We start from the raw sequence: 22,313 nt of genomic DNA on the forward strand, positions 1-22,313 counted from the left end.
AGAGCAGCGCGCAGTTGCGCTCCGCCGCGGGCCTGGGTTCGTCGTTGTCCGTGGGTCTGTTACCCGTCGCCATGTGGGGACTGCGCCCGAGGAAGCGAACGGCACATCCCGCTTGTCGGAGCTGCGCTCTACTCTCGTCTTCATGGGCATCACTCCCGCACACGTGCGCCGTCCGCTCTACGCAGCCCTGCGTGACGGACGCACCCCGCTCGAAGATCAGGAAGCGCTCGCTGCGAACTGGCTAAGGGCGCAGCCTGGCTCGCCAATGATCCTCGTAAGCGCCATCCGGGACTTCGGCAACAGCACCCTTGCCGACGACTTCCCGCGTACCGCGGTCGAGAAGCTCGGGCGGCATACCTCCGTCTCCCACCGCGGGCCTCTGCTGGTCGCATGGCCCGCGGCAGAGAACCTTTCTCAGTTACAGCATGCTGATGAGGCAACTGCGATCTGCGTCATCGAGGGTGGCGACGTCCTACAGCAGCCGTGGCTTCGCGCCCAGCGGGCCATCGATCTCGCCACCGGCGAACGTCTGGAGTCCAGGTCCGACCTCGTGTCAGCAGTTGTGGCCGTTGCGCTTAAGTCACTCGTTCCCAAGCTCAACGGGCTCAGTTCATCATTTGACAGGCCAACCGTGATCGACGCGCTCTGCCACCTCAAGGCAGGCGGCTATGAGATCGACCCCGCGGGGGTATATGAGTTCGCGTTGCAGGCCGGCGCTGAAGGCGACGAGGCACTACTGATGCACGAGGTGGCTAACGGGCTACGGAAGGGACACAACTACCGACGAAGCCAGCGCCTCAAGCCGGAGATTGTCCGTCGCTGGGAGTCGGAAGCTGCGGCACTGACCGACCTCCCGTAGGCGGAACAGACAGCCGGGCCACTCGCCGCCGCGCGAAGTCAAAGGGTTCACCAGCACGACGTTGCCCGCGACATCGCGCCAGTCCGGCGGTTGCGCAATCGCATGTCGCCCGCAAGCCTGAAACACCTGCAGCTTGGCGGGCACACACTTGCGCGACGAAGATCCAAACAGGCCAGTTGTACACCGACACCTTGACGTTCAATCAAGTGATCAACGAGGGGAATTTCGCCTTTGCGGCGGTAGGCCTGACCAGGCTCGCGTGTCCAAGTGGGGACTTGAACCCCCACGGCCCGCACCGGTGCGGAGACCGGTGTTCATGCGCGGAACTTACACCATGATCAGCACGCGATCAAACCGAAAATTCGTTCTCGTGAAGGACTACCCGCACGGACAGTAACATTAGACGACCCTTCTGGTGCTGCTCCGCTCTCGATGTAGGGCAGCGAGCCCTTGCGACGCGCCTTCGCGGTGGACCACCGGGACCGGCTGGGTCTGACGGTCTCGTGGGCAACGGCCGGATGCGGTCAGCGGCGCGCATTCCTGCTGGCTTGAAGCCTGCCGCGTGGCGTCGCTCGCGTCTAGCCGAGGGCTTCGCGGTTGCCGGCTGCGTCGACCGACGGGTGTCCGCTTGTGTGCCGTCGGGGCGGGGCAGGTGTAAGCAGTAGGTCTCACGCACCGCCGGCTGTGTCATAGCGGCTGCACGCTAGCTGAGGTTGGGTGGCCTGGGCCGGCGGTCAGGCCTGGGGGTGCTGGCTGGCGCGTTTGGCCGCTGCGCCGATCAGATCGGCGTAGCGGCGATACTGCTGCTCGATGTGCGCAGTCTCCCGCACGAGTGTTCCTTCGTGCGGGCGGTAGGTGCGGGTCGGCTGGTCGCGGAATGACAGCCAGTCGAATCCGGTGCTCACCCAGACGTCGTCGAAGATGAGGATGTTCGGATAGGGGTCCGGGACGTGCGCCACGGTGAGGCGGTCGTAGCGGCGAGCGAGTATCTGCAGCTTATGCAGCGCCGCTCTGTCGTTATGGGTGGTGTCGTGGCCGAGGCCGTAGCCGATGTGGGCTGTCATGTCCGCCCGCCGGAGCATGACCTCGAGTTTGGCGATGAAGCCGTCGGTGACGACCGCGTCGCGTACCCATGGTGCGGCCAGAAGCAAGCGGCGGCGTGCGGTGTCCAGGGCCGTGGTTAGCAGCTCCCGGTGTTCGAACAGCGGCACGCTTCGCACCGTCAGTGCGTCGAGTTCTGCGCGAGCGGTGTCACTGTCCTTGCGGTGCGGGCCAGTGACGGCTCGCGGGGACCGTGACTCCTCGGATGGCGTGCTGTCGGCGCGGCGTTGCAGGTCACGGACGACGTCGTACGATGCACGTTGTCTGCTGAGCGGGTCGGGTAGTTCGGGTTCGCGTACTGCTGGCGCTAGCTGGATCTTGGTCCGGCTGAGTCCGCCGGCGTGGTGTAGGGCGTTGTCGTGGGCTTCGCTGAGGGTGTCGTCGACGATGACGTTGAAGCGGTGGTCGTCGGCTGTTTCCGAGACGTAGACCAGCAGTACGGCTGGCAGGAACAGGCGTGGTTGGCGGGTGACCGCTTCGACGCTGAGCACCTCGATTGTCGGTCGGCTTTCGTCGGAATTGCCGCGGTCGAGTAGCTGGTTGAGCATTCGAGGTGTGACGTCCGAGGTGGCGACCTCGTTGGTGCGCGACGACGGCAGCAGCACCATGCTTCGAGCTTCGGTGTCGGCACGAGTGATCAGGTCGGGCCTGCTGTGCGGGACTGGTTTCCAGAGCATGCGGTCGAAGGCCCGCTGGTGTTCGGTGCGCTGCGGTGTGGTGGTGGACATCTCCGTGACGGCTAGCTTGCCCCGGTGGGTCAGTAGGACCTTGTGGGCGCCGAGCGTGTCGGGACGGTACTCGATGGTTTCGGCCGACAGTTGGACCGCGACGGCGTCGGATACGGTCGGTGCGTCGATTCCAAGGACGGCTGCCATGTTGTCGACCTTGTGGATGCCGTGGTCGGCCAGTCGCAGTACGAACTCGTCGACCAAAGGCAGGTCCTTGCGTTCCTGGGCCAGTACGTCGAGGGTCAGCAGTGAGACGGGTACGGCTACCTCGCCGGCGTAGGCCAGGTGGTATCCGGGATGCTGGTCGCTGTAGCGGCGTGCGGCGATGACGGTGGGGTCAGCCATTGCTTGCGGCTCCGATCGCGCAGTTATCGCTGTTGCGGCGGATGTGGGTCAGCACGGTGTTGAGCGGACCGGGCGCTGACTCGCAGAATGGAGCGTCCCCGACGATGACAAGTCCGTAGCGGGAGCGCGACAGTGCGACGTTGATGCGCCGCCAGTTGCGGGCGTCGAGGAAGCCGAAGGCGCGTTTGTCGTTGCTGCGGACCACCGAGTAGAAGGTGATGTCGGCTTCTCGTCCTTGTACCGCGTCGACTGTCTTGACCTCGATGTCCAGGTGGTCGGACGGGGGGCCCGCGACGGCGCGGCGTAGTTGCTCCATCTGCTTGTCGTATGCGGTCAGCACGAGCACCCGCAGGGGCTTGCCGTCGGGCGTCTTGATGTGTCCCTTGTCCAGCGCGGTGCGTAGCGTCATGATCGCCCGGCGGATCACACGGACCTCGCGGTGGTTGACCCAGCTTGTGCCGTCGCTGCGCTCACGTCGGTCGGCGATCGCGCCGGTGTCCATCCACGTGACCGGCTTGTAGAGCACGTCCCAGCCGGGCAGCGTCCGCGTCGCCTTGGAGACGAGCCGGCCTTCGTAGAAGCACGCGGAGACGAGGTCACCGATGCCGGGATGCATCCGGTACTGGTGGGTGAGCCGGTGCCTGGCCGCCGCAGGCGCATGGTCGAGCAGCCGCTGGAACAAGCTGTGTTCGACGTCGGCGCGCTCGAGGTTGTGGCGCTGCATCAGCTCAGGATGGTCAAGGACTTCCTCCTGCATCGGCGGCAGCTGGTTGGGGTCTCCGACCAGTACCCATCGTTTGGACCGGGCAAGCGGAACGAGGGTCTCGGTGGCGGTGGCCTTGGATGCCTCGTCGAGGATGCACAGGTCGAACTTGAGGTCCTGGACGGCGGGGTGCGACAGGAAACCCAGGCAGGTGCCGGCAATGACCCGTGAGGCGCGCAGGACGACGCCTTCCAGCTCCCTGCCGGATTCGATCCGCTGGAACCATTCGGCTTGCAGTGTGAGCAGCCCGACGAGTTTGCGCAGGTGCTCGTCGGTGCCCACGACGGCGTCGAAGGCGCCTCGGGCGACGTCTAGGGTCGGCTCCGTGGGCAGTTCGAGGTCGCCGTTGAGCGCCGTGTTGGCCTGGCCGCGCAGTTGCTCGATGCGTTCGGTGAGCGCCTGGACCCGGTCGTTGAGCACGGCCGTCTCCGAGGCGTTTTCTTCTTCGCCGAAGTCGGGCAGCTTGCCGGTCGAGCCGGTCGGCGAGTCGGCAAGGCTGTTCAGCCGCGCCTTGGCGGCGTCGAGGTCGCGTATAGCCTCGATCAGCTCCAGGATCAAGGCCGCGCCCTGTACATGTCCGTGGTCGACGCCTGTTTCCTGGGCTCGTTTGCGCAGCTCGGCGGCTGCCCGCTGCCGAACCTGACGGATCGTGGCCGGCATCTTCTGGTCGAGTAGATGCTGGCGAGCTTCGGCGGCGATGCGTGGGTCGTCTTCTTTGCCGAGGCGGACGAGGTTCTGCACACCGGCTTCGGCGAGACGGACCAGCGCGTTGTCGACCGCGACGTGGGTCTGGCTGACCAGCAGGATCCGGGCGTCGGGCTTGCGCGCCAGTTCCTGCTGTACGAGTTCAGCGATGAAGCTGGTTTTGCCGGTACCGGGTGGGCCTTCCAGGAGGAAGAAGTCGGGACTGGCGACCGCGGCGGTCACAGCCGCTTTCTTGTCATCGTCGAGCGCCGCGCTGAACCAGGAGGCTACGTCGCGGGCGTAGGGGGCGGCGATCCGGCTGGGGTCGAGCAGAAGTTGGCGAAGTTGGGGACGGACCGAGATCCCGGCCCGAACGCTGACGACGGCATCACGCTGACGCCGCAGCGACGAGGCGGTCGGCCCGATGTGCAGGGCGAGGTCACCGACAGGCGGTAAGGATTTGACCTTGCGGGGGTATGCGACCGTGATGGTCGAGTCGTCCTGCGCCACGACGACGCCGGGCCCGCCGACGGGCTTGCCGGTGGGAGTGCGGCACACCCGGTCCTGGCCGACGATGTCGCCGTCGGTACTACGGCGCAGGTAGAACGTCACCCGCTTGCGGTCGATATCGACGGCCTTGTACTCCAGTGGTGTTTCCCGTTCCCGCTCAAGGTCCTCTTTCGCCTCAAGCAGGCTGATCCACTTGCCGAACAGTGCGTCCTCGGCCTGGCGGTGCTTCTCGTCGTCCAGGCGCAGGTAATGGTCGTCAACTGCTGCGAGGATCATGCGCTGGGTGTCCAGCGCCGTGACGTGCGGCTGCTGGCGCGACGTCCACTTGATCTGCTCGCCGACTGCCCAGCCCCGTCGGCGGATGCCTTCCAGAACCTGGTCTTCTGCGTCGTTGACCCTGGTCACGAAGAACTCGGGCTTGCCGGCAGCGACCGCCAGACGGAGGCGGCGGGTGCTTCCGATCAGCTCCAGCGTGTCCGCCGACATGTTGCCTGCACGGTCTGTGTAGCGGACCAGGTGGCTTCCGTGGGCCAACTCGCGGCCCAGCTCCTGTTCCACGGCGTCGGCATCGCGATCGAGCGGCGGTTTGACCAGGCGCCGGGCTGCATCCTCGTTGACGCGCAGCTGCGCTGGGCGCACGAAATCGGAGAAGCGACGCTGACGGCCGACTTGGATCTCGCGCAGCATGCTGCGCAGCACGACGGCATTTTGCGGGCGGGCTTGCGGGTCCCTGTTCGTGCACCTCTCCAGCAACGCCTTGACCTGAGGCGGCACGTCGACGTCGGCGAGCGCGTTGTCGATGTCGGGGTAGTCGTCGAATGGGCCGGCGGTCAGGCAGCGTAGCGCTGTCGCGGCGAAGCCCCACACGTCACGGCTGGCGCTGCCCATGCCATACAAGTCCGGCGGTGCGTAGGGGCGCGAGAAGTGGTCGACGACTGTGAGCTCCGACAGCATCTGGCTGCGGATCTTGCTGATGCCGAAGTCGGCGAGTTTGGGCGTGCCGTCCTCGGCGATCAGGATGTTGGCCGGTTTCACGTCGCGGTGGACCACGTCGCGCTCGTGGGCGTGCGCCAGCGCTTCGACCAGCGGAAGTCCCCACTGCTCGGCGAAGTCGTCCCAGCCCAGGTCTCCGTCAGCGGGCAGGACGCTGAGCAGGTTCCGGTCGAACCAGGGCATGACTAGGTAGAACGCGTCCTCGGCTTCATCTTCGCCGAACGCTATCAACGAGACGATGTTGGGGTGGTCGAGCAGGTAGAGAGCGTCGACTTCGCGGCGGAAAAAGACCCGCTGGATCTCGTCTGCGTCGGCGCGTGAGATCAGTTTCAGGGCGACGACGGCTCCGTCGCCTTCGGTGTCGATCGCTTTGAGGATCTTTGCCTGGCCGCCACTGCGTTCTTTGTCGGTCTTGACGACGTACCGCTCCGCCACCACACGCAACGCTAGGCCTCCTCGCTGTAGTCGGCGCAGCGTAGCCTAACGGACCGGGCCCGCGCGGGCCGTGCGGCGTCGAACGGCTGTGCCATTTCAACGGGTCTCACCGGCGGACGCGGATGTCAGCCTGGTCGTGCAGCCACGGCAAGCGGCCGAGGCCACTAATTTCGGATCGTTGGAGCAGCTTGCGCCGATCTGACGATAAGCGGCCACTTCCGGCAACCACCCTCGCGCTTCCGAGGTGTGCGACTCCGACCGATACAGCGCTACGTTCAGCAGCAACCTGACAGTTTGTCAGCCAGACAGGCGAGCGGTGTCGCCACACGTGGGCGCCAAGCTGGCCATGCCGCAGGCTAATGGGCTACTTGATCTCGTCGACTGGGCCAACGCAAGTAGCCATGTCGGGGTCAAACAGCGCAGCGTGCACCGCCGTAGTATCTGAACATTCATCCGCGAGCGGGTGACAACGCCTCGTCATCGTTGACCTTGGGAGGGTTGCAGTGCGCGTGGACTCGCCGCGCTGGGAGCAGTTGAATCCCAGCTCCTTCGCGCACGAGCAGGATGGGCTACACGAGCTGGCCTCGTATCTGCCTGACGCCGACCCGTACCATGTGTGGGCAAATGTCGAGTTCGTCGGCACCGACGGCTCGATCAACGAGGTAGATGCTCTCGTCTTGACGCCCAGCGGATTGTTCGTTGTCGAGCTCAAGCACTGGCAGGGCGAGATATGGGGTGACGGGATCCAGTGGGTGCGCCGGATGCCCAATGGACGTCAGACTCCTGAGGACAACCCCTACATACTTGCCAACCGCAAGGCGAAGCGTCTGGCTGGCTTGATCAGGTTTTATGCACGCAAGCAGGGCAAGGAAGCGCTTACGCCCTATGTCGGAGCGGCGGTGTTCTTGCACGCCCGCGACCTGCGTACTCGCTTCGACGAGGTCGGCCGACAGGGCGTGTACGGCCTGCATGCCAACAGCGCCGGGCTGGATAGTTTGCAGCAGTTCGTGCTGGCTCGCCCGGTGCAGCAGCAGCGTCTGGTCGACGCCCAACGTGGCCGGCAGATCATCGAGCTCGTCAAGGGTGCCAAGATCCGACCGTCGGTCGCTGACCGCCGCATCGGACAGTTGATCTTGCATCCGCGGCCATTCGCGGAGGGCGTCGGTTGGCAGGACTTCCTCGCGGGACATTCGATGAACACGAGTGTGGTTCGTCGGGTGCGGTTCTACCTCACCAGCCGGGCCGCCGAGGAGGATGTGCCGATCATCCGCCGGGCCGCCGATCGCGAGTTCCGGCTGCTGCAAGGCATCAACCACCCCGGCATCGCCCATCCGGTGGACCTGGTCGACCACTCGTTCGGTCCGGCTGTGGTGTTCGACCACACGGCGGACTCCGTGCGGCTGGATCAGTGGCTGGTTCAGCGTGAGCGGAAGCTGACGCTGGCTCAGAAACTCGACCTTGTCCAGGACCTCGCCGAGATCGTCGAGTACGCGCACTCCCGGCGGCTGTCGCATCGCGCCCTGCACCCGCGCGCTGTCGTGGTGGCCAACGCGGACAAGCCACGTCCCCACCTGTCGGTCATTGACTGGCAGACCGGCGGCAGCATCGCCGGGGCGACTCAGGTGACCCGGTTGAGCTCCACCGCAGACGGCGCCGGGTTGGAATTGTTCTTCGACGACGAGGTTCGCCGCTACCAGGCACCGGAGAGCACCGTGAGCGCGCAGGCGTCGGGTGTGCTGCTTGACGTGTTCGGGTTGGGCGCCACGGCGTACCGCATCTTCGCCGGCAACGCTCCCGCGGAGACGGCCGAGGAATTGCTGTCCGCGGTGCGCAACAGGGGCCTAAACCTGGCTGCGGTGGTGGACGGGATGCCCGACTCGCTGGTCACCCTCATCTACGACGCCACCCACGGCGATCCGGGACAGCGGTTGCGCAGCATCAGCGAGTTCCGCCGCAAGCTGGAGGAAGTCTGGGAGGAGATCACCGCTCCGGAGCCGGAAGCCGTCACCGATCCGCTGTCCGCGGCCAAGCATGACGTGCTCGACGGTGGTTTGACTGTGCTGCGCCGCCTGGGGTCGGGAGCGACCGCGACCGCGCTGCTTGTCTGGCGGGGCGACGGCGACAAGCGCCAGGAACTGGTACTCAAGGTCGCCCGCGACGAACAGCACGCCGACCGGCTGGCCGCCGAGGCCGAGAGCCTGAGCAAGCTGAAATACGCCCACATCGCCTCACTGGTCGAAGGGCCGGTCACGGTCGGTGGGCGCACCGCGCTGCTGCTGGAGAGCGCCGGCCCCCGCACTCTGGCCGAGGAACTTCAGAGCGGGCGCTTGGCCCTGGAGATGCTGGAGCGCTACGGCCGCGACCTGCTCGACATCCTTACCTACCTCGACAGCCAGGGTGTGTGGCACCGCGACCTGAAGCCAGCGAACCTGGCCGCTCGGCCCCGCACCAAGGACAAGCAGCTGCACCTGTGTGCGTTCGACTTCTCCCTGGCCTCTGCCTCGGCCGACCAGCTCACAGCGGGCACTCCCCCGTACCTCGACCCGTTCCTCGGCGGCAAGCGGCCGCGCTACGACGCCGCGGCCGAGCGGTTCGCCGCCGCGGTGACCCTGTACGAGATGGCCACCGGGCAGCTGCCCCGGTGGGGAGACAACGCGAACCCGGCCGCCATTGATGACGAGGTGGCGCTTGAGCCGACCGCGTTCGACCCGGCGATCGCCGACCGGTTGATCACCTTCTTCGCTAAGGCTCTTGCCCGCGACGCCGCCCAGCGGTTCGACACCGTCGAAGAAATGGCCGACGCCTGGCGGGCGATCTTCCGTAACATTCCGAAGCTGCCCGCCATCCCGGTCACCGGCCCGACCTCGATCACCCGTGACACGCCGCTGGACGCGACTGACCTCACCGTTCGGGCTCGGTCGGCGCTGGAGCGCCTGGGCGTACACACCGTCGGTGACCTGCTCGACTACAAGCCTGCAGATCTGACCCGTGCACAGGGTGTACCCGACGCCACGCGCAAGGAGATCCGCGCGGTGACGCGTACCCTCCAGGCGCAGTTCGGAGCCATCCCCGCCGCCCCGCTGGTCGCCGCGGACAAGCCGATTGCGCAGGGCGTCGAGGCGGTCTGCGCGAACCTTCTCGCCGAAACCAGCGACAAAGACCGCGGCCCTATGAAGGTTCTGCTCGGTCAGGCCGCAACGGCGGACGGCATGTACCTACGCTGGCCGGCCCAGTCCGAGGCCGCCCGCGGGACCGGTCAGACCCAACCGCAGATCTCGGTGCTGCTGCGCAAGCACGCCAGGATGTGGCTCGACAACGCAGCGCTCTGCCAGGTCCGCGACGAGATCGTGGCCCTGCTGAAGACTCGTGGCGCGGTGATGAGCAGCGACGAGCTTGCCGAGGCGCTGATTGCTGCCCGCGGCTCGTTCACCACGGGGCCGGGACGCCTGCCGCAGGCCATAGGCCTGGTCCGTGCAGCTGTCGAGGTCGAGCTCGCCCGCGGCGGCGACGCGCGCGTGGCCATCCACCGCTTCCGCAAGGGCTCCGACACGGTACTCGTCGGGCTGGAGCCCGACGATCCGGCGTCCCTGATCACCGCCGCGAACTTGCTCGACCACGCCGTCGAGCTCGGCCAGCGCGCCGGCAAGGTCGCGGCGGAGGACCCACTGCTGCCACGGCAGCGCGCGATCGAAGAGCTGCGCGCTGTCGCGGTACCCGACGGCATGCCTGCCCTGGCTGATCAGCGGCTGCTACAACTCGCTGCGGCGGCCAGCAACGGGATGGCCGCCGTCAGTGCACAGGGCCTTATCTACCCGGTCGGTATGCCCGCCGAGCGAGCGCTGCGCCTGTCCGCGAGCGCGCTCACCGGTCAGCGCCTGACGGAGGACGCGCTGCGCGAGCGCATTCAGGCGCGCTTCCCGCAGGCGCAGCCGCTGCCGAGCCGCCCCGCGCTCGAGCGTCTAGTGCAGGATTGCGGCGTTCCGCTGCTGTGGGACGGCGTGTCGCAGAGTTTCGTGCCGCCAACCTGGCAGAGCCAACCCACGTCAACCCGTGTTGTCACAAACTACGCGCCGCTGCCCACGGCAAACGACGCGGCGGAGGCGGACCGACGGTTGGAGGCGACGATCGAACGCCGCGGGTACCTCGCAGTCATGACCGCCCTGCGCAACCTCGCCAAGGCGCGCGTCAAGCTGATGAACAGGCATGGGCTGGTGGAGCTTGACGTTACCGCGGTGATGCTGGAGAAGTTGCAGGCGCTCGGCTTCCCGTGGGAGGCCATAGTCGCGGCCGACAGCGGCAAAGCCGCCGACGCCGACTTCCGCGGTCTCACAGAACTGTTCCAGCACCATGTCGTGCCTGCGATCTCCGATGCGCTGGAGCTTGACCGTCCGCTACTCATCACCGAACCGGCGCCGCTGGCCAGGTACGGCCAGATGCACGTGCTGCAGCAACTTACGGATCCGACCCGGAGTCGACCTGCAGCCAGGCTGCTGCTCCTGCCCGCCCGGCGTCCCGAGCCCGTCATGCTTGACCAGGCACAGGTCCCATTGACCTCGCCAGCCTCTCAGTCCCTGTGGCTGCCCGACACCTGGCTCGACGCCAACCACGCCGCACCGAAGGCCCGGCTCGCTGGCACCCTCAAAGGAGCGCTCCGCTGATGATCGACGTCAAGGCTCTACAGGGCCAGGTCAGGTGCCTCGTCGAAGACCTCCGCATTCAGGTCACGACCGATAGCGGGCGCAAATCAGCGCTGCAGAAGGAGTACGCCGAGGCAAAGGCAGCCGACCGGGTCGGTGTCACGTTCGAAACGTGGCTGGAGGACGTGCTGGACCAGGCAGCCGTAGCGTGGGTGCTGGGCTGTGTGTTCGTCCGATTCTGCGAGGACAATCAGCTCATCGACCGTCAGTGGTTAGGGGGGCCCGACACGAGTGCGTCGGTCGAGTGGGCGCTGCAGGCGCGGCAGGCATACCTGATCAGCAACCCCACTCACAATGACCGGCACTGGCTGCGCGACGGCGCGTTCGCGCACATGCGCGGCCTACGCGCCACCGCCAAGATCTTCGACGAGCACAACCCCGTTTGGCATTTCGACATCTCCGCTGACGCCGCCGAGGCCCTTTCTGACTTCTTCCGCCGTGGCGATGGGCACCGGTCACTGCACACCGAGACTCTCGACACGCGCTTCCTCGGCGACCTCTACCAGGACCTTTCGTCCCACGCCCGGTCGACGTACGCATTGCTGCAGACGCCGGAGTTTGTCGAAGAATTCATCCTTGACCGTACCTTCGAACCTGCGGTCCAACAGTTCGGCCTCCCCGAGACGTCCGTCATCGACCCGACGTGCGGCTCCGGCCACTTCCTGCTCGGCGCATTCGAGCGCCTGCTGGCCAAGTGGCGTGAACGTGAACCTGCCACCGCCGTCGACACCCTTGTCGAACGCGCGCTGGGGCAGGTCACTGGCGTCGATTTGAATCCCTTTGCTGTCGCCATCGCCCGCTTTCGGCTAGTCGTCGCCGCGCTGCGTGCCACTGGTCGCACCAACCTCAACAACACTTATCCGGTACGGGTAGCGACAGGCGATTCGCTGCTCACTTGGGGCGTCACGTCCCGCCACCAGGGAGACCTCCTCGCCGAACTCGAAGGACGTCCCACCTTCGCATACATTTCCGAAGACGCCGACCTACTCGTCGACTACCTCCGCCCCGGCCAGTACACCGTTGTAGTTGGCAACCCGCCCTACATCACGGTCAAAGACAAGGTCCTCAACGAGCGATACCGTGACATGTACTCGGCCTGCTCAGGCAAGTACGCGCTGTCAGTACCGTTCGCGCAGCGGTTCTTCCAGTTAGCCAAGCGCGGCGATGAAGACGGCGACGGAGCAGGTCGCGTCGGCCAGATCACAGCAAACTCGTTCATGAAACGCGAATTCGGCAAGAAACTCATCAATGAGTACTTCGCCGGCGAGGTCGAACTGACGGAGGTCATCGACACATCGGGCGCATATATCCCGGGCCACGGCACCCCGACCGTGATTCTCATCGGCAACAATCGCTACGTGAGTCGGCGCTACAGCAGCGAGATTCGCATGGTTCTCGGCGTGCGTGGCGAGCCGGGCCAGCCAGTACAACCCTCTAAGGGACACGTTTGGACAGCGATCATCAAGCAGATCGAAAAACCCGGCACCGACTCAGAGTGGATCAGTGTTAACGACTCTGCCCGCGACCAGTTGGCTTCCCACCCTTGGAGTCTTTCTGGCGGTGGCGCATCTGATGTGCTCAATCATCTGAACAAGTCGACTAGGAGGTTGGGGTCCACGATCGAGGGTGCCATCGGGTTTGCCAGTTTTCCCGGACAGGATGAAGCCTTCTTCGCCCCCCGAAGCTGGTTTGAACGCAGGTGTATGTCTGGCGATCTTCATCGGCCTCTGATCATCGGCGAGTTGGTTCGAGACTGGGACTGCCGTCGCGGCGATAACGCGCTGGTTCCCTATGGCGAAGACCTACTGCCGCTGCCCTTCGACCTGAACGCGCCTTGGGCACGCCACCTCTGGACTCTCCACCGCACGCTCGGCTCAACTACTGGGTTCGGCGGCCAGACGCGCGCAGCCTCCGACGATCCCTGGTGGACGTGGTATCGCTGGGTTCCAGAGCGTTACCGCACGCCGTTGTCGATTACGTTTGCGTTCGTGGCTACGCATAACCACTTTGTTTTGGATCGGGGCGGAAAGGTCTTCAACCGATCTGCGCCCGTGATCAAAATGCCCGTGGGAACCACGGAAGACGATCACCTGCAGCTGCTGGCGGTGCTTAACAGCTCCACCACCTGCTTCTGGCTCAAGCAGGTCAGCCAGCCTAAGGCAGGTACAGCCAATTCCAGCGGCGGAGGCAACCGGTGGAGCCCTGAGCCCTGGTACGAGCGCTACGAGTTCACCGGCACGAAGTTACAGGAGTTCCCCTTGCCCTCGGCGTATCCGCCCAAGCTGGGTCGGGAGCTGGATACCCTGGCCCAGCGGCTGGCTGAGCTGACTCCGTCTGCGGTCGTCGCATCGGACGTGGCGACGCATTCACGGCTGGCTGAAGCGCGCGCCGAGTACGCCACGGTCCGCTCACGGATGATTTCGCTGCAGGAGGAGCTGGATTGGCAGGTCTACCGGCTCTACGGGTTTATCGATGATGACCTGACCGCAGCAAATCCGCCCGAGCTGGCGCTGGGCGAGCGGGCCTTCGAGATCGTGCTGGCTCGGAAGATGGCGGCGGGCGATGCCGAGACGCAGTGGTTCGATCGGCATCGTGCGACGCCGATCACCGACCTGCCCACACACTGGCCCGCCGAGTATCGGGCGCTGGTGGAAAAGCGGATCGCAGTGATCGAGGCCGACCGCAACATTGAGCTTATCGAGCGGCCGGAATGCAAACGTCGCTGGAACACTTCCGCCTGGGACGACCTGGAGAAAGCCGCCCTGGAGGGCTGGCTGCTGGACTGGTTGGAGGCTCCCTCGCTGTGGGGCGGTGTGCCGACCCCGCTTTCGGTGGCGCAGATCGCTGACCGCGTCCGCCACGACGCTGGCTTCCGGGCCGTGCTCGACCTGTGGGTCGGCACGGACCACCACGACCTAGTCAAAACTCTGGCCACGCTGATCACTGACGCGCACGTGCCGTTCCTGCCCGCCGACCGCTACAAGCCTTCCGGGCTGCGTAAACGCGTCCAGTGGGAGCGGACCTGGTCGCTGCAGCGCCGCGAGGGCACCGGTGTGAAGGTCGACATCGCGGTTCCGCCGAATTACGCCTCGGCCGACTTCACTAAGCCGTCGTACTGGCGCAACCGCGGCAAACTCGACGTACCCAAGGAACGCTTCATCTCATACCCCCGCATGGGCCGCGACGAGGACAGCAGCGAGCTGCTCGGCTGGGCGGGTTGGGACCACCTGCAGCAGGCCCAGGCCCTGGCCGCCGTCTACCTAGACCGCAAGCAACAGGCTGGCTGGCCCACCGACCGGCTCCTGCCGCTGCTCGCGGGCCTGGCTGAGCTGGAGCCGTGGCTCGAGCAGTGGCACGATGGGCCCAAACCCGGCTACCTGGGCACCCCGGCCAAGTTCTTCTCCGGCCTCATCGACACCGAGCTCGGCTCCCTCGGAGCCGACCGCTTGACCCTGACCAAGCTGCGTGGTGTGGAGGAACTCGCATGACCCTGATGCGTGACCTGATCCGTATCCCGACGTCGGTGAGCGAGGGCGACTTTGTCGTCCGCGCGTCCGAGGGCGCCGATCTCGCCAACTATGTGGTGACTGACGACCTGCGCGGCAACTTCACCGAGGCCCTGCAGACCATCGGGCATGCGGTAACGACCAGCCGGTCGCAGGCAAAGTTCCTGCACGGCTCGTTCGGCGCGGGTAAGTCGCATTTCATGTCGGTGCTGCGGGAGATCCTCAAACACAACCCGCAAGCCCGCGCGATCCGCGGCCTGGCCGAGCCTGTCGCCTCGGCGGACGCCTGGCTGCCCGGCAAGAAGCTGCTGTGCCTTACCTTCCACATGCTCGACGCCCGGTCGGTGGAGCAGGCCGTCCTGGAGGGCTACCTGCGCCAGATCGCAGCCCTGCATCCGGACGCGCCAACCCCGGCCGTACACCGCTCGGACGCTCTGCTCAGAGACGCGGCGAACCTGCGCCAGGCCATGGGCGACGACGCGTTCTTCGGCAAGCTCGGCGACGACACCGGTCCCGCCGCGACCGGGCAGGGCTTGGCCGCGATGATGGCGCGGGCTCAGGGCTGGACGCCGCAGACCTACGACGCCGCTGCCGCCGCGGCACCCGGCACTGCTGAGCGCGACAGCCTAGTCAGTGCACTGACCAGGACGTTCTTCACCGGGGCGGTGCAGAGCGGCGAGTACCTCGATCTCGACACGGGCCTGCAGGTCATCACCCGCCACGCGAAGAGCCTCGGCTACGACGCGGCCGTGCTGTTCCTCGACGAGCTGATCCTGTGGCTGTCGACGAAGATCGCCGACCACACCTTCGTTAACACCGAGGGCGCGAAACTGAACAAGCTGGTCGAGTCGTCGGACGCGGCGCGGCCGCTGCCGCTTGTGTCGTTCGTCGCCCGGCAGCGCAACCTGGAGGAGTTCCTCGGCCCGCAGGTCGGCGGCACCGAGCGCGAGGCGCTTGCGCACGTGATGCGCAGCGTGCAGGGCCGATTCGGCGAGATCGTGCTCGCCGACACGAATCTGCCCGAGATCACTGAGAAGCGGCTGCTGCGTCCCGTCAGCGACGAGGCCCGGCGGACCATCGACGACGCGTTCACTGCCGTGCGCAACCGGCGCGAGGTGTGGGACACGCTGCTGCTGGGCGCGCAGTACGGCGACGCCGGCATCGGCTCCGACGCGGCGGCGTTCCGGCGGCTCTACCCGTTCTCCCCTGCGCTCGTCGCGACGCTGGTGGCGCTGTCGCAGGCGCTGCAGCGCGAGCGCACGGCGCTGCGGGTCATGACCGAGTTGCTCGTCGCCTGCCGCGACACCCTCGCCGTCAACGACCTGATCGGGGTGTCCGCGCTGTTCGACCCGCTGGTCCTTCACGGCGAGCTGCCCGACCGGCCGAAGCTGCGCCAGCAGTTCCGCGCCGCCCGGGACACGTACACGTCTAAGCTGCGGCCGCTGCTGCTGGCCAAGAACGGCATCGCCGAGGAGCAGGCCGCATCGCACGAGCAGTTCCAGCTCGACGACAAGCTGATTAAGACGCTGTTGCTGGGCGCGCTGGTGCCCGACGTACCCGCGCTGCACAACCTGACCGCGTCACGCCTACACGCGCTGAACTTCGGCAGCATCAGCTCGCCGGTGCCGGGGTACGAGAACCAGATCGTCATCGACCGGCTGACCCGGCTGTCGGCTGACGCGGGCGAGATCCACAAGACCGAGGGCGCGGACCCGGTGTTCTCGCTGAAGCTGTCCTCGGTCGACTACGACAAGCTGCTCGAACTCGTCGGCAACGAGGAGACCACCGCAGGTGTGCTGCAGGGCCTCATCCGAGACCTGACCACGTCGGCCCTGGGTCTGCGTGACAGCGAGGAGGTACTCGGCGAGTACGTCCACCAGCGTGAATGGCGGGGCCGACGGCATCGCATCGGCGTCAAGTTCGGCAACATCCGCAACCGGGAGACCATGCCCGACAGCGCCCTTTACGCCGAGGGCGACACCTGGCGCATTGTCGTCGACTACCCTTTCGACACCCAGGGACACAGCCGGCGTGACGACCTGGCCCGCATCGAGGGGCTCGAGCGTGGTTCGCGCACCGTGTTCTGGTTACCGTACTTCCTCACCGATGAACTGATGGGGCGCGTAGCCCAGCTCGCTAAGATCAACTATCTGCTGGGCGTTACGGGCACCGGTGAGAAGCTCAACAGCCTCGCCGCGGACTGGTCGCAGGCTGATCGGCAGCAGGGCAGGATCTACCTGCAGCAGCGCCAGCAGCAGCTGCGCTCCTCGCTGGCCGATAGCCTCAAACAGGCATATGGCGTGATCAAGTCGCAGGCCGCGGATGTAGAGCTCGACCAGATACCTGTGTTCCACACTCTCGCCGACGGCCTGCAGTTGGGCGATCCACGCGGCGGGACCATGGACTCGGCGTTCGCACACCTCACGGCCGATGTGCTGCGCTGGTCCTACCCTGGAACGCCTGCGCTGCCCGAAGACGAGAAGCCCGTCACGAAGGCCGAGCTGGCGAAGGTTTGGCACTACGCCAAGATCGCCGCGGCCGCCCCGGACCGGGCCGCCACCATTGAGCAGGCCGACCGGCGCATCCTGCAGCGCATCTGCAACCACCTGCGCCTCGGCGAGCTCGTCGAGAACCGCTACGTGCTCACGAACGCGACTTGCTGGTGGAGTCAGCATCTGCTGCAGGAGGCCGCCAAGCAAGACTTCCGCGACCACTTCCCCGTGCATGTACTGCGCGACCTGCTCGACGAGCCCGCTCCCCGGGGATTCGAACGGGACTTACAGAACATGGTCATTGCAGTGTTCGCGCTGGAGCAGCAGCTGGCCTGGTATCGCCAGGGCGGGAAGCTAGAGCTGAGCTCGCTGCAAGAGATCAGCGACCAGCTGGAGTTGCGCCATCCGCCCATGCCGGAGCCGGAGGTATGGGACCAGGCTGTGAAACGGGCCCGTCCCCTGTTCGGCAAGCAGGTGCCGGAGTGGCGCAGCCCGGCCGCGCTGGCGGAGTTCGCCGCGATGGTCCGAGGCGAGGCGAAGACCCACGCCCCGGACGCGCAGGTGCTACTCAAGGAGCTGTCCGGGCATGCCAAGGTGCTCGGGCTGGACCAGGAAGCGAAATCCGGCCGGCTTGCGACCGCTCGGCGGGTGGCCAAGCTGCTCCACCAGATCTCGAATGAGACCGACGACGTCGTGCTCGTCAGCTACGTCGCGGAGGCCGAGGTCGGTGACATCGACGACCTGGCCGCGAGCGTCGCCTACAAGAAGGCCAGCGCGGTGACGGCTGCGTTGGCCCGGATGAACTGGCCTCTGGTGGACGCCGTCATCAGCCACAGTGCCGCCAACGAACGCGCTCGGGTGATCGTCGACAAGCTGCGCATCGTCGCCGCGAACGACCAGCACGCCGGTGACCTCGTTGCGGCTCTGCACGAGGCGTCGATCGCCGCGACGGCTTTCCTCGCCGACCTGCCGTCGGTCGTGGTGGACCCCGATCCGGATCCGGTTCCCGATGGCAAAGACGGCGATGATCCGGTCAACCCGCCTAAGGTGCTTGAGGTCAGGCGTCGGGCCGACCTCGACGACCTTCTTAGCGCCTTGCAGGGCGACCTTACAGACGGCGGCACCATCCGTGTGACATGGGAGATCCTCAGGTGAGCCAGGAGGCGGTGCGGCCGGCCGCCGTGCGCCGGAAGATCGAGGGCTGGCTACAGGAGAACGACGAGCAGCCAGCGATCGCCCTGCGCGCCCGGCCCGTTTGGGACGGCGACCCCTTGCTGACAATCGGCGGCGCGATCACCCGGGTAGTGCCTTGTCCGACGCCACTGGCCGCACGGTCGGCACTGCATGAGATCCCCGACGGCGAGCGGGTGGTGTTACTTACCGAGCTCAACGACACCGAACTCGGTGACGGCATCCTGGCCCACCTCAGCCGCCACACGGTACGCAGCATCGACCAGTGGGACTTGGTACGGCAGATGTTCCGTCTCAAGCACCTGGACCCGACGTTCACCGACCGTGCTCGTGGCGGCGGCCGGTGGATCGCCGACGCCCTCACCGAGTACGCCCCGGCGGAAGGTTGGCCGGTGCCCCCGGGCACGGTGCTGACCCGCGACTTCGCACTGCGCTGCTTGACCACCCAACTGCTGGGCCTGAGCGATGACGACCTCGACATTGCCGGGTTGCTGCAGTGGACCACGTTGCCCCAGCCGCAGCTCGACTTCATCGCGCTGCCAGCCCCGGTCATCGACGGCGTGACCCGGTTTATCGCTGACGCGGCCGGACCGGCGGCCACACCGGTGATGTGCGCCGTCCGCGCCAGCCACGGCGTCGACGCCATCGCGCTGGGCCTGCTCGCCTCGGCGCTGTGGCCGCAACGCGCCTCGGCCGAGCCGAACACGCAGGTCGTCGTAGCGCGCACCCGGCTGGAGCCGTACTTCGGAGGCAACCGGCTGACCGACACGCAGGCACGCGCGTTCGCCGCCGCGGCCGAGGCCTGGGTCGACCGGGCGCTGGACTCCGGTGCCCGCACCGAAGTAGGGCGCATCTTGACTAGAGCAGAGTCCCTCGCTGCCAAAATCGACGCCGACGCGCTGCTTGGCGGCTCGGACCTGCTGCCGGCAGGTTTTACGCAGCGGCTGCGGGCGTTTGCCGATGCCGTGCGCCTGGCCGTGCCCGCCTCCGACACCGCAATGCCCGACATGGTCGCCGCCGCGCAGAGGACACTCGGCCCGGTCGAGCAGCATCGTGCCGGCACCCCCAGCCGGGTCGAGGCCGCCCGGATGGCGGTGCGGCTGCTGCGTTGGCTTTCCGAGGCCGACAGCGCCGCACCTGCGACGCTGCTCGCTGCACTCGACCGGCAGGTCACCACCGATGGTTGGGTGGACCGTGCCCGCCTTGATGTGTTCGCCGGGGACGTCGACCCGCACGTCGCTGACGCATACGGGCGGCTTCACCGGGCCGTCGACACGCGCCGGGCCCGCCATGACGAGCAGTTCGCCCGGCTGCTTGCAGCCGACACCGCCGCCGACGCCGAGCCTGGCGCCCTGCTGCGGGTCGAGGACGTGCTAGCAAGGGTTGTCCAACCGATCGTCTCCAACGAGCGCCGGGTCCTGCTGCTCATCCTCGACGGCCTTAGCGTCGCCGCCTCCACCGAACTCGCCGAGTCTCTGACCCGCTCAGGCTCGTGGCTCGAACTCACCCCCGCGGGCGGCGTCCGCACCGGCGTACTTGCCGCACTGCCCACCATCACCGAAGTCAGCCGGTGCAGTCTGCTGTCCGGCCGGATCGCGGTCGGCGGCCAAGCCCAAGAGCAGGCGAATTTCCGCAAACGCTTCCCCGACGGAGTTCTGCTGCATAAAGCCGACCTGCGCGCCGGAGCCGGCGCCGCGCTCGACACCGAGGTCCGGACCGCAGTCGGCGACGCATCCACGTCCGTCGTCGCAGCCGTCATCAACACGGTCGACGACGCACTCGACCGCAGCGACCCCGGAACGATCGTGTGGGGCGAGGACACCATCCTCGCCGTCAAGGACCTGCTCACCCTGGCACAAGACCGGGTCGTGGTGATCGTGTCCGACCATGGGCACGTCATTGACCGCGGCCCCGAAGCCATCATCCGAACAACACCCGACCGCGACAACCGATGGCGGTCCGCCGACCCGGCACCCGGCGACGGCGAGATCACCGTCAACGGCGCACGCGTGGCCAAGGGCGGCGGCAGCGTCGTGCTGCCCTGGCGCGAACAGCTGCGCTACGGGCCACGCAAGGCCGGCTACCACGGCGGCGCCGCACCAGCCGAGGCCGTCATCCCGCTGATCGTCCTGGCCACTGACGAGGCCGCCATCCCCGGCTGGTCCGGCGCCCCGGTCGCAAGCCCCGCGTGGTGGCGCGAAACCGTGCCCGACCCTGAGCCGCCCGCGCCCGCGGCGAGCGTCCGGCCGCGTTCGGGGTCGAAGCAGCCGAAACAACCGGTTCAGGACACGGTGTTGTTCGACCTCACACCCGCCATGGCACCAGCCGCCACACCGGCCGCACCGGTCCCCTTTCAGGCGCCGCTGGTCGAGCGGCTACTGGCTAGCAAGGTCTACCAGCAGCGCAAGGACACCCGCGCACCGCTGCCCGACGAACGCGTCGCCGCACTACTGACCGCCCTGATGGCCGGCAACGGCCGAGCGACTACGGACACGCTCGCAGCGCACGCCAACGTCCCCGCCCACCGCATCGCCGGCACCATCACTGCCCTGCGCAAGCTGCTGCAGATCGAGGGCTACCCCGTCCTGACCGTCGACGCCGACGGGCAGACCGTCAAACTCGACACCAGCCTGCTGACCGAGCAGTTCGAACTCGACCCGCAGTAAACCCGCACCACCAGGAGCCCGCACCATGACACCAGACGTCTCGGCCCGGCGCAGGCGCGACATCATCGACGCGCTGCGCCGCGGTGCCGTGCCCGGCAACGGGCTCGACGTCCTTGCTGTCGGCCTCGACCGGTTCACCACCGCTATGGACGACGACCTCGACCGGGTCGCCGGTGGCGGCAGCGTCTTCAAAGCCATCCGCGGCGAGTACGGTGCCGGCAAGACGTTCTTCACCCGCTGGCTGGCCGAACGTGCCAAACGCCGCGGCTTCGCCGCCGCCGAGGTGCAGATCTCCGAGACCGAGACGCCCCTGCACCGCATGGAGACCGTCTACCGGCGCCTGGTCGAGCACCTGTCGACCGAGCAGTTCCCGCCCAGCGCGCTGCGCCCCATCCTCGACGGCTGGATCTTCGCCCTAGAAGAGGACGTGCTGGCCAGCGGGTCCGTGGCCGAGGAAGACGCCGAAGGCCTCGACAAGGCCGTCGGGGAGCTCCTCGAACGGCGCCTGGCCGAGATCTCCCGCAGTACCCCGGCCTTTGCCGCGGCGCTGCGCGGATACCGCGGCGCCAACGCCGCAGGCGATCAGGCTACCGCCGACGGCCTGGCGGCATGGCTCGGCGGGCAGCCGCACGTTGCCGCCGCGACCCGCCGTCATGCCGGGGTGAAAGGCGACCTCGACCACTTCGGTGCGCTCAGCTTCCTGCAAGGCCAGCTCACCGTCCTGCGCGACAGCGGCCACCCCGGACTGCTGCTCGTCCTCGACGAGGTCGAAACCCTCCAGCGCGTACGCTCCGACGCCCGCGACAAGGCCCTCAACGCACTGCGCCAGCTCGTCGACGAGGTGTATTCCGGGCGCTTCCCTGGCCTGTACCTCGTCATCACCGGCACCCCGGCCTTCTACGACGGCCAGCAGGGCATGCAGCGGCTCGCCCCGCTGGCGCAACGGCTGGCCACCGATTTCGGGCCCGACCCGCGCTTCGATAACCCGCGCGCCACGCAGATCCGCCTGCCCGGCTTCACCATCGAGACCCTGGTGGAGCTCGGTGGCAAGGTCACCGGCCTCTACGCCGACGCTTACGCCGCTCCACGCGTGACCCAGGTCGTCGACGCGGCCTACATCGGTGATCTCGCCGCGGCCGTGACCGGCAGGCTGGGCGGGCAGGTAGGCGTCGCACCCCGCGTATTCCTCAAGAAGCTCGTCGCCGACGTGCTCGACCGCGTCGAGCAGTTCCCCGACTTCGACCCGCGCCGCGACTACAAGCTGACCATCCGCGGCGACGAACTCACCGACATCGAACGCAACGCCGCCTCGGCCGACGACATCCAGCTGCCGATGTGAGCGC

Annotated in this window: 8 protein-coding genes; 6 read left to right on the forward strand and 2 right to left on the reverse strand. The window is 67.0% G+C overall.

Annotation, left to right across the window (positions count from 1 at the left end; all coding sequences use genetic code 11):
* The first annotated feature begins 142 nt into the window (after positions 1-142).
* The gene (locus FLL47_RS40275; RefSeq protein WP_144127954.1) at positions 143-859 is read left to right on the forward strand and encodes a hypothetical protein; all 717 of its coding nucleotides are present in this window, start codon (positions 143-145) and stop codon (positions 857-859) included.
* Between the two features lie 734 nt (positions 860-1,593).
* Here the strand turns inward: FLL47_RS40275 and FLL47_RS40280 are convergent.
* Together FLL47_RS40280 and FLL47_RS40285 are read right to left on the reverse strand one after the other, a co-directional pair.
* Entirely contained in the window at positions 1,594-2,892 is a 1,299-nt protein-coding gene (locus FLL47_RS40280; RefSeq protein WP_144127955.1) for a phospholipase D-like domain-containing protein, read from the reverse strand.
* 133 nt (positions 2,893-3,025) lie between these two features.
* A complete protein-coding gene (locus FLL47_RS40285) occupies positions 3,026-6,418 on the reverse strand; it encodes an AAA domain-containing protein (RefSeq protein ID WP_144127956.1) in 3,393 nt (1,130 codons plus the stop codon).
* A 503-nt stretch (positions 6,419-6,921) separates the two neighbouring features.
* Between FLL47_RS40285 and pglW the strand changes: the two genes are divergently transcribed.
* The 5 genes from pglW to brxD are packed head-to-tail and all read left to right on the forward strand — an operon-like array spanning position 6,922 to position 22,309.
* Positions 6,922-11,076 carry a BREX system serine/threonine kinase PglW gene (gene pglW, locus FLL47_RS40290; RefSeq protein ID WP_144127957.1) on the forward strand — a complete coding sequence of 1,385 codons (4,155 nt, stop codon included), beginning with the start codon at positions 6,922-6,924 and terminating at the stop codon, positions 11,074-11,076.
* A complete protein-coding gene (gene pglX, locus FLL47_RS40295; protein WP_144127958.1) occupies positions 11,076-14,603 on the forward strand; it encodes a BREX-2 system adenine-specific DNA-methyltransferase PglX in 3,528 nt (1,175 codons plus the stop codon). Before pglW ends, pglX begins: the two co-directional genes overlap by 1 nt.
* A complete protein-coding gene (locus FLL47_RS40300) occupies positions 14,600-18,268 on the forward strand; it encodes a BREX-2 system ATPase PglY family protein (protein WP_144127959.1) in 3,669 nt (1,222 codons plus the stop codon). The genes pglX and FLL47_RS40300 overlap by 4 nt, the downstream gene beginning before the upstream one ends.
* A complete protein-coding gene (pglZ, locus tag FLL47_RS40305; RefSeq protein WP_144127960.1) occupies positions 18,250-20,970 on the forward strand; it encodes a BREX-2 system phosphatase PglZ in 2,721 nt (906 codons plus the stop codon). Before FLL47_RS40300 ends, pglZ begins: the two co-directional genes overlap by 19 nt.
* Positions 20,971-20,995: 25 nt before the next feature.
* Positions 20,996-22,309 (forward strand): BREX system ATP-binding protein BrxD, encoded by a 1,314-nt coding sequence (gene brxD / locus FLL47_RS40310; RefSeq protein ID WP_144127961.1) that lies wholly within the window; start codon positions 20,996-20,998, stop codon positions 22,307-22,309.
* Positions 22,310-22,313 lie beyond the last annotated feature (4 nt).

The sequence above is a fragment of the Catellatospora sichuanensis genome (assembly GCF_007483665.1).
Taxonomy (GTDB): Bacteria; Actinomycetota; Actinomycetes; order Mycobacteriales; family Micromonosporaceae; genus Catellatospora; species Catellatospora sichuanensis.

What these genes read in the sequence shown, in the direction of transcription:
- FLL47_RS40275 (WP_144127954.1), top strand. Translation starts at nt 143, where the DNA reads ATGGGCATCACTCCCGCACACGTGCGCCGTCCGCTCTACGCAGCCCTG.
- FLL47_RS40300 (WP_144127959.1), top strand. Translation starts at nt 14,600, where the DNA reads ATGACCCTGATGCGTGACCTGATCCGTATCCCGACGTCGGTGAGCGAG.
- brxD (WP_144127961.1), top strand. Translation starts at nt 20,996, where the DNA reads ATGACACCAGACGTCTCGGCCCGGCGCAGGCGCGACATCATCGACGCG.
- pglX (WP_144127958.1), top strand. Translation starts at nt 11,076, where the DNA reads ATGATCGACGTCAAGGCTCTACAGGGCCAGGTCAGGTGCCTCGTCGAA.
- pglZ (WP_144127960.1), top strand. Translation starts at nt 18,250, where the DNA reads ATGGGAGATCCTCAGGTGAGCCAGGAGGCGGTGCGGCCGGCCGCCGTG.